This window comes from Enterococcus sp. DIV1375a, assembly GCF_051712205.1.
GTDB lineage: Bacteria > Bacillota > Bacilli > Lactobacillales > Enterococcaceae > Enterococcus > Enterococcus faecalis.
Window position 1 is genome coordinate 2,052,615 of the sequence record NZ_JBIOOM010000001.1, and the last position, 13,466, is coordinate 2,066,080.

The following is a 13,466-nucleotide window of genomic DNA, read 5'->3' on the forward strand; positions in this document are numbered from 1 at the left end:
CAATCTCTCCCCTGTAACTTATTAATATTAAAAACGTACCTTTATTTTACCACTAAGCTGGACATTCAGGCAATTAATTGTTCCACCTTACTTGCCAATTCGACGAGCACGCAAAGCAGATAAGATTGACACAGTGTCCACGACTTCTTGTAGCATAGCCCCGATTAGCGCCGGAATGATCCCGGTACTAGCAATTAGCATTAGTAAAACGCAGATAAAAATTCCGATTAATACAGATTGTTTGGCAATTTTCATGGTATCTTGGGCAATTTCGACCGCTTGGCTGACTTTACTTAAGTCATCTTTTAAAATAACAACGTCAGCAGTTTCACTAGCCGCAGTAGCTCCATGAGCGCCCATAGCAATACCTACGTCTGCAACAGCAAGCGAAGGTGCATCATTTACACCATCTCCTACCATGATGACTGGATGATTTTCTTTAGGCAATTCTTTTAAAATGGTTAACTTATCTTGTGGTAAACATTCCCCATGTACTTCGGTAATTCCTACTTCTGCAGCAATCGTTTCTGCGACGGATTCTTGATCCCCCGTCAGCATTAAAATTCGTTGAAGATGTAATTGGTGTAATTTTTCCATAGTCTCTTTTGCTTCTGGGCGTACAGTGTCTGTAAAAGTAATTCGGCCTAAATATGTGCCATTACGTGAAATATGAATAGTCGTTTTATCAATTTTTTCAGTTGCTTGAGACTCTTGTGTCACAAAATTCTTTTTACCTACCCGTATCTCAGCACCATCCACAAATGCCTTCACGCCAGCACCAGAAACTTCTGCTAGATCTGTAATATTTTTTAATGGGACATCTTGCTTTCTGGCATAAGCAACAATTGATCTAGCTAAAATATGACTTGATTCTTGTTCCACGCTTGCTGCCAATCCCACTAATTCAGCAGCAGTTATTTCAGCATTGATTGGTTGGACTTGATCAACAGAAAGTTGTCCTTGCGTAATCGTGCCTGTTTTATCAAACGCAATCGTTTTTGCAGAAGCTAATTTTTCGACCATCGTTCCCGATTTAATAACGACCCCATGACGACTTGAACGACCCATCCCTGCCACTAAAGCAATTGGAGCAGATAGAATTAAAGGACACGGCGAAGCAACAACTAAGACTTCCGCAAAACGTGTCGGACTTTTTGAAACAAACCAAGCAACACCTGCAATTAAGTAGGCAATTAGTGTAAAAGGTACCGCATAGCGGTCTGCTAAACGTACAAAATGAGCTGGACGCGCCGCAGATTCTTTCACTAAGTTCACAATCGTTTGATATTGACTGTCGGCTACAGTTTTTTCAGCAACCATTTTCAAAGAGCCATCACCATTCACGGAACCCGACATTAATTCATCCCCAGGATTTTTTTCAATTGGTTTTGATTCTCCTGTTAATGAAGATTCATCGACTGTTGATGTCCCAGTTTTTACCAAGCCATCAACTGGAACTAGTTCCCCTGGTTTTACTACTAATTCATCGCCAACATTGATTTCCTCAACAGAAACATCTTCTAAATTTTCGCCATTCAAGCGATGAGCTTTTTGTGGCGAGTTATCCAATAATGACTTCAGCTCTTGGTTAGCTTTTCCAGCGGCATAGTCTTCTAATGAATCACCACCAGTCAACATAATTAAAATCATCAAACTGGCCCAGTATTCTCCCACAGCTAAGGTTGCAACGATAGCGGTAATCGCTAAAATATCGACACCATATTTTCCTTCACGTAAGGTTTGAATCATTTCCCAGAACATCATTAACGCCATTACAGAACCTGTTATTAAAATAATGCCATACGCCCAATTCGGCTGATGTAAAATAAATTCAAATAATAATGCCAAAACTCCTGTTATAATTGTAATCCCCAATTTTGTTACATGCTTCATCTCTTTTTCTCTCCCATCATTCACTTTACATTATTGAGCGTACCTTTTCTGTTTTGAAAAAGAAAGTGAAAACGCCTAAATGAAAACGACTTTCATTATCATGGGATAGTTGCTGTAGCAACGTTTACTTTCTGAAAAGTAGTTATGTAAAAAAAACACAGACCATCGTTCATTCGCCGATGGTCTGTGTTTTTATTTCCAAAAATCATCAAAAATTGTAATGGGTAAATGCCGTTTGTGTTGTCCTTTTTTATACCAGTTTTCAATTGTTTGTTGATCTGTTTCCGAGACTTTTTTGCCTTCCAAATAGTCATCAATGGCATCATACGTGACACCTAAGGCAACTTCATCTGCAACTAACGGTTTGTCATCTTCTAGATCAGCTGTTGGTATTTTTAGATACAAGGCTTCTGGTGCCCCAAGTTCTTTCAGCAAAGCTTTTCCTTGGCGCTTATTTAAACGAAATAACGGTAAAATATCCGCTCCGCCATCGCCATATTTGGTGAAGAAAGCTGTGACATTTTCGGCTGCGTGGTCTGTGCCAATTACTGCGCCAGCATTTTCGCCAGCTACTGCATATTGTGTAATCATACGTTGACGTGCTTTCATGTTCCCTTTATTAAAATCGCTAATTTGAACGCCAGCGTTTTCTAGCGAACCAACCATTGCATCCACTGCTGGTTTAATATCCACTCGTAAAGAAACATCTGGCTGGATAAAGGCTAGCGCGGCTTGTGCATCAGCTTCATCTGCTTGCTCACCGTATGGAAGCCGAATCGCAATAAATTGATACGACATATCTCCTGTTTCTTCGCGCATTTCAGTCATCGCTAATTGTGCTAAGCGCCCAGCTAATGTTGAATCTTGTCCGCCACTAATTCCCAAGACAAAGGTTTTTAAAAAAGGATGTTTAGTTAAATAAGCTTTCAGAAAATCAATACTTTTACGAACTTCTTCTTTTGGGTCAATTGTCGGTAAAACACCTAACTCTTGAATGATTTTTTCTTGAAGTGTTGTCATTTCTAGGCCTCCTTATTCACCGTTTCCGTTAAATGTTTAACGTCTTTACGCACTTTTTCCAATAAATTCATTTTGTGGTTCCAACAATCTGTTGAAAGGTCCACTGGATATTTCTGCGGATTCAAGTCCCGCTTGTATTCTTCCCAAAGTGAATCTAAATTTTCTTTTGCATATTGTTTAATTTCATCTAAAGTTGGTAATTCATACACACGTTTTCCTTCAACGAAAATATCTTGGAGTACTGGCCGTGCTTCAAAATCACGGACATACTTATTAATAAAGGTATGAACGGGATGGAACATATAAATTTCTTCTTCTTGGCGAGGATCTTCGTTCCAAAGTGTCACATAGTCCCCTTCTGACTTTTTATCAGATTTACGTGTAATGCGCCAGACTTGTTTTTTTCCTGGTGTTGTCACTTTTTCAGCATTGCTAGATAGTTTAATGGTATCTTTCATTTGACCATCTTCACCTTCAATTGAAACTAATTTAAACACCGCTCCTAAAGCCGGTTGATCATAGGCGGTAATCAGCTTGGTACCCACGCCCCATACATCAATTTTTGATTTTTGCATTTTTAGATTCAAAATCGTATTTTCATCTAAATCGTTCGATGCATAAATTTTTGCTTCAGTAAAGCCTGCTTCGTCCAGTTGTTCACGAACTCGTTTAGAAATATAAGCCATATCGCCACTATCAATCCGCACGCCTAGGAAATTAATTTTATCACCCATTTCTCGAGCTACTCGAATTGCGCTTGGCACTCCCGCTTTCAAAGTATCATACGTATCAACAAGGAAAACGCAATCCCGATGTGTTTTGGCATACGCCATGAATGCTTCATAATCATTTCCATACGACTGAACCAATGAATGGGCATGGGTCCCACTAATCGGAATACCAAAAATTTTACCAGCACGAACATTACTTGTCGCGTCCGCCCCACCAATATAGGCGGCTCTTGTGCCCCAAATGGCAGCATCTAATTCTTGTGCTCGGCGTGTTCCAAATTCCAATAAAGGATCATCGCCAATCACGGATTTAATTCGAGCCGCTTTTGTCGCAATTAATGTTTGGAAATTCACCATATTTAGCAAGGCAGTTTCTACCAATTGACATTGTGCCAAAGGACCTTCAATTTGAATTAACGGTTCGTTATTAAAAACCAAATCCCCTTCTAAAGCAGAGCGTACAGTACATTTAAATTCAAAATTTGCTAAATACGTCAAGAAATCTTCTGGATATTCTTCAACTTCTCGGAGATATGCAATATCAGATTCTGTGAACGTTAAATTTTCGAGATAATTGACTAAACGTTCTAAACCTGCAAAAATTGCGTAGCCATGATTAAAGGGCATCTCTCTAAAGTAACATTCAAAAACAGCATGTAAATCTGCTCTCCCTAATTCCCAGTATGTTTGCATCATATTGATTTGATACATATCTGTATGCAATGTCAAACTATCATCTGCATATGTATAGTCCATCGTTTTCTACCTCTATTCTTTGTATTAAAAACTTGTTTATATTATAACAAAAAAATTTTTTTTAGCCTAAAATCTGCTTAGACCTCTTTTTCTTTAAAAATGAAAAATTTACTGAAGAAATAATTTAAAATCACTACTACAACTTGTGTAATCATTTTCGCCCAAAACGATGAAAAATGAATGCCATCAATTAGGAGAATCATTAAACCCATATCAGCCACAAAAGATAAAATTCGGTACCAATAAAATAAGCCCATTTCTTTAAAAAAACCAGCTATGCTTTCATGCTTACTTGCGAATACCCAATATTTATTCGTGAAAAAGGCAAATAGAACAGATAAAAACCAACTAATTGTGTTACTTATCTTGTAATCCAGCCCTAACACATTTTGACAAACAAAAAACACAACTAAGTTGACGACCGTCGTTGCACCACCAAAAAATAAATAAGCCAGTACTTCTCGGTATTTACGAAATAATTCTTTCAATTTTCACGCATCCTTTCAACTAATCATTTTATCAAACTTCGGCAAGAAAACCTATCTATTTTGTGTAAAGACACAATTCTCTTGCTAATTTTACTATTTATTAAGTATTTATGAAAAACATAGTAAGAGTAGAGGAAAAGTTCATCCATGAATGAACTTTTCCTCTACTCTTCGTCTAATAATATATTGACTCTATCGACCAATAAGTTAAATCAGCATTAGTCCTTTAGCTTAGGAAGTGCTATCGTTTGTCCTTCGGTTAATACAGAATACGTTAAGCCATTTGCCTGCTTGAGTGCGGTTAAGGAATAGCCCGTTTTTTTAGCAATTTTTGCGAGTGTCTCTCCTCTTTTTACTTCATAATACTCAGTAGACTCTGTTTTTGAGTCATTCGCTGTACCATTTGATTGCTCTGCAGTTTCCAAAGCATTAGTCACCGATTTACTGATTATTAGTGATTGAAGTAACGCTTGTTCTTTCGGTTCTAGAGAAGTCGCCGCTGTATGCTGAGGAATCGTGATTTTTTGGCCAATATAAAACATTTCTTGAGTCTTTGAATTTTGTTTTAAGATGGCTGTTGCTGACACACCAAACGTCTGGCTAATGGTGGCGAGAGAATCTCCTTTGCTTACTTCATAGATGACTGCTTCTTTTTTTAGCTGTTCTTTGACTGCTTCCTTATCAAACGAAGGTTTCTTTTCTTCTGCCAAATTAGTCACTACTGGTTTCTTCTTTTCTTGATCGTATTCAGTTAATTGATAGGTTTCAATCAACGCATTTAATTTTTTATCGTAATATGTATCCGTTGCATAGCGACCTGTTAAAAATTTTGTTGCCTGCTGATAATTCGTCGTGTTTGCTTTCAAAACGCCGTGATAAAACGTTGGATTACCCGCCAGCCCATTGATGATTAATTTACTATAGTCTGTTAAAGACTCTTTATAGGAAGGATACTGACGAAAATCGGCATGAATGGTGGTCATCTTCCCTTTACCATCATCTTCTTGTGTGGGAAAGCTGACACTTTGACCTTGATAAGCGCCTTTAATGCCAAACAAATTATAATTTGGCGCCGCCGCTAACGCACTATTGCCCGAGCCACTCTCTAAAATAGCTTGAGCTATCATGACAGAAGCGTATAGATCATGTCGCTGACCAATAACTCGTGCTTCTTCACCGATTTTTCTAATAAACTCAGAAGTAGAAGCATTCTCTTGGACAACAAAATTTGCCTCGGCTTGTTGTTGAATTCCTGCTTGCTTTTCCTTTTCTTGACTATTGTCTACCTCTGAATGTACCAACGGCTCTTTGGTCTTTTCAGTTAATGTAGAATTTTGTGGTTCCTGATTATGAGGTGACTTCTCAGTGAGCGCTTTACGCTCTTCAGATACTGGTTGCTCATTTTGTAACGATTCGGTTGGTTTAGTACTAGCAATTGTCTTTTCTTGTGGCGGTAAACTATTTTCAGATTCTAATGGTTCCACATTATTTTCCTGATGGTCACTGCTGTCATTTTGTGTTGAACTTTCTTGTTGTTCAGACGAACTTATTATTGTTTCGTTCAGCGTTGAAGAAGTAAGGGTTCCTTGGTCTTGATTGGCTTGGTCCGCTCTTTTTTCTTCCAGCGATAGCTGTCGACTTTCGTCCCTCGTTTCGGTCTCTTCTTGAGCGATTAATGGTTCCGAATTGTAGTAACTGGCGCCCGCATAAATCCCTAAAATTCCAATACATACCAACTTCAAATATCTTGCCTTTCTTTTTTTCATCGCATTTCTCCTTCATTTACCTCTTTATTTCTGCTAATAACTGCTCTATCTGTTGGTACGTTCCTGTTGATTCATTCTTGATTGTCAGCATTTGTTCACAATAAGCTTGGTACTCTCTTGCCACTTGCTTCATGCGTGTTAAAGTTGCTAAACGTTGTTCCATTTCTTCATGAACTGTTGCAACTTGTTGTTTGGCTTGACTAATTGTTTCTTTTGCTTTGCATGTATCCTAATAAAGTAGACACATTTTTTGGTATACTATTAAATAAATAGACAGAAATTTTGAAAGGAATTTTTAATATGGTAAATAACAGAAAATCACCACGTAAATTTGACGAAGAGTTTAAAAAATCCATTGTAAAACTTCACGAAAGTGGTAAAACTCAAAATGCTTTAGCTAAGGAGTACGGCATTGCTCTTTCTTCAATTGCTCGTTGGGTCAAACAATATTCCGAAGTAAAAATTGACGATGACACGATCCTTACGGCCCGTCAAATCAAACAGCTACAAAAACGAAATGCGCAACTCGAGGAGGAAAATTTAATCCTAAAAAAAGCGATTGCCATATTCACGCCTCGCTTGACGAACGATTAAAAGCCATACACATTCTTCGATATGAACACAGTATTGTTACACTCTGTCGTGTACTCAAAGTCAATCGTTCCACTTATTACAAACGCTTTTCTGGAAAAGTAGCCCCAAGAACAAAAGAAAATCAACACCTAAGAAAAGTGATTTTAGAAATTTATACTTCTTCTCAAAAACGTCTTGGCGCTGCAAAAATCCGCCAGATTCTTTTGCGTGATTATGGCATTTCGATTAGTATTGGTCGTGTTTATCGCTTGATGAAAGCAATGGACCTCCCAAAAATGTCTACAGTAAAGCCTGTTTTCAAAAAAAGGAAAAACAAGGTTTCTTTAACACGGCCAAATCATCTAAACCAAGCGTTCAATCCACCTGCACCAAATCAAGTTTGGACAAGTGATTTTTCTTATATCCCCATCGGGAAGAAAACATTTGCGTATTTGTGTGTCGTTTTAGATTTGTTTTCTAGAAAAGTAATTGCTTGGACCGTAGGATCAACGATTGATACAAAACTAGCCATTCAAACATTAGAAAAAGCACTTCATTCTCGAAAATTAATGAATCCTGTTCTTTTTCATACAGATCAAGGGTCTCAATATACCTCTTTTGAATTTAGAAAGTTTATAGAGCATCATCCGATTGTCCATTCTCTTTCAAAACCAGGTTATCCGTGGGATAACGCCGTTACCGAAGCTTTTTTTAAATATATGAAAAAAGAAGAATTAAATCGCCGTTCATTCCATTCAATCGAAGAAGTACGTTTGGCTTGTTTCGCTTACATTGAAGGATTCTATAACACCAAACGTCCTCACGGAACATTAGATATGCTTACACCAAATGAAAAGGAGGCTCTTTACTTTGAATGTCTTTAAGTATCTTCTCTTTTTGTGTCTACTTTATTGACATCTATCCACTTGACGTTTGGCTTCCAATAACACTTCGCCAATTTCTTTTTGAGAAAGCGTAACGGCTGTGTCTAAATTCTCTTCACTGGTCTGTCTCTGTTGCATCTTTTCTTCAGACAATTGTTTCTGTAAAGAAGTGATAGTTGTTTCTTTATCACTTAATGTTTCTTTAACATGTTTAAGTTGAACATCTTTTTCGACTACTTGTTTTTGTAATGCTTCCACTTCATTGGTTTGCATTAATAATTGCTCCGTTAGCTTTTTAATGGATTGCTGATATAGTTGATTTTCTTCTTCTAGTTTTTCAACAAAAGAAAATGACTCTTCTGACAGTTCAGTCGGCACTTGTTGCTGGACCTGTTTTACTTTTGCGGATTGCTCTTTTGCATAAACGACCTCGTCATCAAAGATTGCTTCTTCTGTTACCGTTGGTTGTGCTTTCATCGATTGTTCATTTTCAAAATCCGGCATCTTCTCATACTCCTCATCTTCATTGTTTTTAGTCAAAAATTGCCACATTTGTTTCTCCTCCTTCGTACCTTTTACACCGTTAACATATAGCCTTTTGAACGAATTGTTTTGATATATTGTGGTTTGTTCACATCTTGTTCAATTTTTTTACGCAAATGGAAAATCACATTAGCGACACGATATTTTCGTTCATTCGCAGTATCTTTCCAGACATTTTTGTAGAGTTCTTCATATGTAATTGTTTGTCCTGCGTGTTTGTATAAATACTCTATTGTGAAAAATTCCAATTTTGTTAAAAGAATTTCTTCTCCACTTCCCAAGCAAACACTCAAATTTGGCGCAATTAAATACAATCTCTCAGAAAGATTCTTAGTAACTGTTTGTTCCTCGTTTGCAATAGCTAATTTAGGATAAAAACGTCTTTTTACACGTTGCAATAAATTACTCATGCTTAACATGCATTCTTGACGATCATAAGAATGATCAAAAACGCCATCTGCACCTAATTGTAAATAAATAATTCGATTGACTTTACTAATTACTTCTGTCCGAGAAAATAACCAAATCGGTAAATCTGACTGCTTGCGAATCGTCATTAATAACTCACAACAAGTATTTACTTGCTGGTGGTCAGTAACTTCAATCACTAATCCATCAATATGGTGCAAATGAAGAAGTATATTTGTTCCTTGGATGATCTGACATTCTACTTGATTACTAACAAACCAATTTTGACAGTATTCTTTTGTTTCAATTGTCAAAGGAACGACACCAATTGTATATTTTTCCATTTTTCCACCTCAATCTTCCTAATATTCCCCTTCAAAATATAATAATTTTTATTTATATTCTATTAATAAATAAAAATTACCAACTACTAGTTTTCAAAAAATGATTGTTATTACTAAATTTTATCGAATAAAAACAAGGCTGTCTAGCTAAAACGAAGCCTTTAAATTATCATCTTTTTTGTTAATTGAGTAAATATTTGAGAAAACACCATAAGCAAAGATATTATTTAGATTATTTATTCTTTATGTAAAAAAAAGCTTACGATTTTTCAATCGTAAGCTTTTAGAATACTTTTTTATTTTTACATCATACCGCCCATGCCCATTGATGGATCCATCATAGGAGCTGGTGCAGCTGGTTCTGGTTTGTCTGCAACAACTGCTTCAGTTGTTAATAATAAAGCTGACACAGAAGCTGCATTTTGTAAGGCAGAACGAGTTACTTTTGTTGGGTCAACAATACCGGCTTCAACCATGTTTACCCATTCACCGTTAGCTGCATTGAATCCGATACCTAAGTCAACATTTTTTAGTTTGTCAACAATCACTGATCCTTCATAACCAGCATTTTCAGCGATTTGACGGATTGGTTCTTCTAATGCACGAACGACAATCTTGATCCCTGTTGCCACATCGCCTTCAGCTTCTAGCGCAGCGACTTTACCAATTACATTGACCAGTGCGGTACCACCACCAGAAACCATGCCTTCTTCTACAGCGGCACGTGTTGCGTTTAATGCATCTTCAATTCGTAATTTTAATTCTTTTAATTCTGTTTCAGTTGCAGCACCGACTTTAACGACAGCAACCCCGCCAGCTAATTTAGCTAAACGTTCTTGTAATTTTTCACGATCAAAATCAGACGTTGTTTCGCCGATTTGGTTTTTAATTAAATGAACGCGGGCATCAATGGCTTCTTTTGAACCAGCACCTTCGACAATTGTTGTGTTATCTTTGTCGACAACTACTTTGCTAGCATTTCCTAAGTTTTCAATAGTTGTGTCTTTTAACTCTAACCCTAAGTCGTCAGTGATTACTGTACCACCTGTTAAAATAGCAATATCTTCAAGCATCGCTTTGCGGCGGTCACCAAATCCTGGCGCTTTTACTGCGACAACATTAAATGTACCACGGATTTTGTTCAATACTAATGTTGGTAGAGCTTCCCCATCAACATCATCCGCAATGATCAATAGTGGACGGCTTTGTTGTAGAATTTGTTCTAATAAAGGTAAGATATCTTGAATATTTGAGATTTTTTTGTCGGTAATTAAGATATATGGATTTTCTAAAACAGCTTCCATTTTATCGTTGTCAGTAACCATGTATTGAGATAAATAACCGCGGTCGAATTGCATTCCTTCAACCACATCTAATTCTGTTTCAATCCCTTTTGATTCTTCAATGGTAATTACGCCGTCGTTACCAACTTTTTCCATTGCATCAGCAATTAATTGGCCGACTTTTTCAGAACCTGATGAAACAGCAGCGACTTGTGCAATCGCTTCTTTTGAATCAACTACAGATGAAATATTGTGTAATTCTTCTACTGCTGTTTTTGTTGCTAATTCAATCCCACGACGAATACCTAATGGGTTAGCTCCAGCAGTTACGTTTTTTAAGCCTTCACGAACAATGGCTTGTGTCAAAACAGTCGCTGTTGTTGTTCCGTCACCAGCAATATCATTCGTTTTAGAAGCAACTTCTGAAACTAATTTTGCGCCCATGTTTTCAAAATGATCTTCCAATTCAATTTCCTTAGCAATTGTTACTCCATCGTTAGTAATCAATGGTGAACCAAATGATTTTTCTAAAACAACGTTACGACCTTTAGGGCCTAATGTCACTTTCACTGTATCTGCTAATACATCTACTCCGCGTAGCATTGCTGCACGTGCATCTTCTGCAAATTTAATCTCTTTTGCCATGATTTCTTCACCTCATAATTTTTTTCTTCTATTATATTATTCTGTAAAAGTTGTTTATTATTCAACAGTGGCAATAATGTCTTTGGCTGATACAATTAAGTATTCTACGCCTTCGTATTTCACTTCTGTTCCTGAATATTTTTCAAACATTACTGTGTCACCAATTTTTACTTCCATCGGAACTTTTGTGCCATTTTCAAGCACACGACCTTCACCTACTGCGATAACTTCACCTGTTTGTGGTTTTTCTTTTGCAACGGATGCAAGAACAATTCCTCCAACAGTTTTTTCTTCTTCTTTCGCGACTCTAATTACGACGCGATCGCCTAATGGTTTTAACACAATAAATCCCTCCAAATAAAAAGTTTTCGCTTATTTTAGCACTCGATACATAAGAGTGCTAACTCACACTATTTATAATACTCATTTCACTCTAAAAATGCAAGTCTTTTCTCTCTTTTTCTTGTCAATTATAAGATACGCATTTTTTATTGAGTATTCTTTTTTCATGGAATGTTTTTCCAATCCTTTAATTCATGGTAAAATAAATTGACTACGATTGGAGGCGAATAAAATGAAACAACGTTTACTTACAGCACTAATAGCAACCTTCGTTTATTTTGTGATAGCGAATTTAGGAAATCTTGTTTTCAGTGTCACAGAAGGAATTGTTTCGACACTTTGGGAATCTCTTTTCTTTTTCTTATTCGTTTTTCTTTTATTAGGATATCGCAATAATCGTAAAAAATAATTATAGAAAGGATTAACCATGACCTTAAGAAAATCAAGTTTATTTATTTTAGTCACATACATTATCGCTTTTTTCGGGCCGTTACTTTTTTCGGGTATTTCCCCCAATGCAGCGATTAATGTGACAACTGCTCTCTACATTATTGGCGCCCTTGTAATGATTGGCATCTTTTTAAAAACAACAGAACCTTCTCCTTTAGAGGAAACAGCAACCTTGAAATCACCTATTTTTATTTTTTTACTAGGTGTTAGTGGGATTTTCATTGCCATGCTGATTCAAGGGGTTACTTTTGCCATTGAAGTAGCCATCACAGGAGAACAAGCTACTTCTCAAAATACACAAGCTATTGTAGCGGTGATTTTGGCAAATCCTTTATTTATTTTGGCAACTACTATCGGTGGTCCGATTATGGAAGAATTCGTCTTTCGTTATGCATTTATCCATTTAATCCAGCCTTTTACAAATTTCTGGATTGCGGCTACTGTTAGTTCGGCGATTTTTTCACTCGCACATGCCGATGGTCACTTTTTTGTTTATTTCTTTATGGGATTTTTCTTTGCTCTTTTGTACAAGCAAACTGGAAAAATTTGGACCTCAATTATTGCCCATTGCGGCATGAATACGATTGTGATTATTGTTCAACTACTTTTGCATAATGGTACAATTCAATAAGAAAAGGGCCTTCGTCTAAACGACTAGGCCCTTTTCTTTTGCTTATTCTTCTTCGTCAATCAATTCGTTGTCATGATGTAAGAAATAAATTAATGTTTGTAATTCGTTGGTTAAGTCAACATTTTGAATTAATACTTCAGGTGGCGCTACTAAACGCGCAGCCGTAAAGTTTAGAATTCCTTTAACCCCTGCTTCGGCAAGTTTGTTCACAACTTCTTGCGCTTTGCGAGCTGGAATAGTTAAAATAGCTACTTCGATTTGTTGAACACGGATTTGTTCCATCATATCTTCCATTGGATAAACCGGAATACCGTCAACAATGCGTCCCACAATATCTTCATTCACATCAAATGCGCAACTTACACGAATACTGTTGCTTTGATGGAATTTGTACTTTAATAAAGCACTTCCTAAATTACCAACCCCGATTAATGCGACATTGGTTAACTCATCTTCATTCAATGTTTTTGCAAAAAAGTTCATTAAGTTTTCAACATCATAGCCGTACCCACGTTTACCTAATTCACCAAAATATGAAAAGTCACGACGAATAGTCGCACTGTCTACTTGTACCGCTTCACTTAATTCAGTTGATGAGACTTTATTTTTTCCTGTATCATGTAACATTCTTAAGTAGCGATAATATAAAGGAAGGCGTCGCGCCGTTGCTTTTGGAATAACTTGATCTTTCACAATTGGACCTCCAATA

At 36.8% G+C, this 13,466-nt stretch carries 12 protein-coding genes and 2 pseudogenes; 3 read left to right on the top strand and 11 right to left on the bottom strand.

The genetic code is table 11. The features are described 5' to 3' along the window. Positions 1 to 87: 87 nt before the first annotated feature. The 6 genes and pseudogenes from IGJ63_RS09965 to IGJ63_RS09990 all read right to left on the bottom strand — a co-directional run. Complete coding sequence (locus IGJ63_RS09965; protein ID WP_173951095.1) at positions 88 to 1,917, bottom strand: heavy metal translocating P-type ATPase; 1,830 nt, start codon at positions 1,915 to 1,917, stop codon at positions 88 to 90. A gap of 168 nt (positions 1,918 to 2,085) precedes the next feature. Continuing rightward, positions 2,086 to 2,913: an ammonia-dependent NAD(+) synthetase gene (nadE, locus tag IGJ63_RS09970; RefSeq protein ID WP_002356540.1), complete on the bottom strand. Its 828-nt coding sequence runs from the start codon at positions 2,911 to 2,913 to the stop codon at positions 2,086 to 2,088. Between the two features lie 2 nt (positions 2,914 to 2,915). Continuing rightward, positions 2,916 to 4,400: a nicotinate phosphoribosyltransferase gene (locus IGJ63_RS09975; RefSeq protein WP_438746409.1), complete on the bottom strand. Its 1,485-nt coding sequence runs from the start codon at positions 4,398 to 4,400 to the stop codon at positions 2,916 to 2,918. 77 nt (positions 4,401 to 4,477) lie between these two features. After that, the gene (locus IGJ63_RS09980; protein WP_002356537.1) at positions 4,478 to 4,888 is read right to left on the bottom strand and encodes a GtrA family protein; all 411 of its coding nucleotides are present in this window, start codon (positions 4,886 to 4,888) and stop codon (positions 4,478 to 4,480) included. A 218-nt stretch (positions 4,889 to 5,106) separates the two neighbouring features. Beyond that, positions 5,107 to 6,654, bottom strand: a complete 1,548-nt coding sequence (locus IGJ63_RS09985) for a glucosaminidase domain-containing protein (RefSeq protein ID WP_438746410.1) — start codon at positions 6,652 to 6,654, stop codon at positions 5,107 to 5,109. 16 nt (positions 6,655 to 6,670) lie between these two features. After that, positions 6,671 to 6,874: pseudogene (locus IGJ63_RS09990) on the bottom strand (hypothetical protein); the annotation flags it as partial. A gap of 80 nt (positions 6,875 to 6,954) precedes the next feature. On the opposite strand from IGJ63_RS09990, the gene IGJ63_RS09995 reads away from it, so the two are divergent. Then, a protein-coding gene (locus IGJ63_RS09995) for an IS3 family transposase (RefSeq protein WP_438745968.1) occupies positions 6,955 to 8,111 on the top strand; the annotation gives its coding sequence in 2 pieces (ribosomal slippage) (positions 6,955 to 7,213 and positions 7,213 to 8,111; 1,158 coding nt in all). Between the two features lie 42 nt (positions 8,112 to 8,153). Here IGJ63_RS09995 and IGJ63_RS10000 read toward each other — a convergent pair. The 4 genes and pseudogenes from IGJ63_RS10000 to groES all read right to left on the bottom strand — a co-directional run. Next, positions 8,154 to 8,663, bottom strand: a pseudogene (locus IGJ63_RS10000) (hypothetical protein); the annotation flags it as partial. Positions 8,664 to 8,686: 23 nt separating this feature from the next. Continuing rightward, positions 8,687 to 9,406: a response regulator transcription factor gene (locus IGJ63_RS10005; RefSeq protein WP_002356534.1), complete on the bottom strand. Its 720-nt coding sequence runs from the start codon at positions 9,404 to 9,406 to the stop codon at positions 8,687 to 8,689. A 302-nt stretch (positions 9,407 to 9,708) separates the two neighbouring features. After that, on the bottom strand, positions 9,709 to 11,334 hold the full coding sequence (gene groL, locus IGJ63_RS10010; protein ID WP_002362559.1) for a chaperonin GroEL: 1,626 nt from the start codon (positions 11,332 to 11,334) through the stop codon (positions 9,709 to 9,711). A gap of 57 nt (positions 11,335 to 11,391) precedes the next feature. Next, positions 11,392 to 11,676, bottom strand: coding sequence for a co-chaperone GroES (gene groES / locus IGJ63_RS10015; RefSeq protein ID WP_002356531.1), 285 nt, complete (start codon positions 11,674 to 11,676; stop codon positions 11,392 to 11,394). 232 nt (positions 11,677 to 11,908) lie between these two features. On the opposite strand from groES, the gene IGJ63_RS10020 reads away from it, so the two are divergent. Together IGJ63_RS10020 and IGJ63_RS10025 are read left to right on the top strand one after the other, a co-directional pair. Further along, the gene (locus tag IGJ63_RS10020; protein ID WP_002356530.1) at positions 11,909 to 12,085 is read left to right on the top strand and encodes a hypothetical protein; all 177 of its coding nucleotides are present in this window, start codon (positions 11,909 to 11,911) and stop codon (positions 12,083 to 12,085) included. A gap of 18 nt (positions 12,086 to 12,103) precedes the next feature. After that, positions 12,104 to 12,757 (top strand): CPBP family intramembrane glutamic endopeptidase, encoded by a 654-nt coding sequence (locus IGJ63_RS10025; protein WP_002362272.1) that lies wholly within the window; start codon positions 12,104 to 12,106, stop codon positions 12,755 to 12,757. A gap of 42 nt (positions 12,758 to 12,799) precedes the next feature. Here the strand turns inward: IGJ63_RS10025 and IGJ63_RS10030 are convergent, their stop codons facing one another. Continuing rightward, positions 12,800 to 13,450, bottom strand: a complete 651-nt coding sequence (locus IGJ63_RS10030; RefSeq protein ID WP_002356528.1) for a redox-sensing transcriptional repressor Rex — start codon at positions 13,448 to 13,450, stop codon at positions 12,800 to 12,802. Between the last annotated feature and the right edge of the window lie 16 nt (positions 13,451 to 13,466).

Excerpts from the sequence above, each read along its gene's own strand:
- nadE (WP_002356540.1), bottom strand. The coding sequence starts at position 2,913 with ATGACAACACTTCAAGAAAAAATCATTCAAGAGTTAGGTGTTTTACCG.
- IGJ63_RS09975 (WP_438746409.1), bottom strand. The coding sequence starts at position 4,400 with ATGGACTATACATATGCAGATGATAGTTTGACATTGCATACAGATATG.
- IGJ63_RS09985 (WP_438746410.1), bottom strand. The coding sequence starts at position 6,654 with ATGAAAAAAAGAAAGGCAAGATATTTGAAGTTGGTATGTATTGGAATT.
- IGJ63_RS10005 (WP_002356534.1), bottom strand. The coding sequence starts at position 9,406 with ATGGAAAAATATACAATTGGTGTCGTTCCTTTGACAATTGAAACAAAA.
- groL (WP_002362559.1), bottom strand. The coding sequence starts at position 11,334 with ATGGCAAAAGAGATTAAATTTGCAGAAGATGCACGTGCAGCAATGCTA.
- IGJ63_RS10020 (WP_002356530.1), top strand. The coding sequence starts at position 11,909 with ATGAAACAACGTTTACTTACAGCACTAATAGCAACCTTCGTTTATTTT.
- IGJ63_RS10025 (WP_002362272.1), top strand. The coding sequence starts at position 12,104 with ATGACCTTAAGAAAATCAAGTTTATTTATTTTAGTCACATACATTATC.